General features: G+C 70.2%; 1 protein-coding gene. It reads left to right on the top strand.

The window, feature by feature from the left end:
- Window positions 1-242 (top strand): MDR/zinc-dependent alcohol dehydrogenase-like family protein (locus tag MTCD1_RS20115; RefSeq protein ID WP_438819312.1); only part of this gene is annotated, 242 nt, incomplete at both ends.

The raw sequence follows: 242 nt of genomic DNA, 5'->3' as shown, positions 1-242 counted from the left end.
GGCCGAAACCATTCTCTCGGCCACGGGTGGGCACGGCGTGGACGCCACGATCGACGCCGTAGGATTCGAGGCCAAGGGCAGCGCGCTGGAGACGGCGCTCACCGCCGTGCGGCTGGAGGGTTCCAGCGGCAAGGCGCTGCGCCAGTGCATCGCCGCGACACGCCGCGGCGGAGTCCTCAGCGTACCGGGGGTCTGTGCCGGCTTCATCCACGGCTTCCTCTTCGGTGACGCCTTCGAGAAGG

The organism is Colwellia marinimaniae, from assembly GCF_002207865.1.
GTDB lineage: Bacteria > Pseudomonadota > Gammaproteobacteria > Enterobacterales > Alteromonadaceae > Colwellia > Colwellia marinimaniae.
This window is presented reverse-complemented; position numbering and strand designations above follow the sequence as displayed.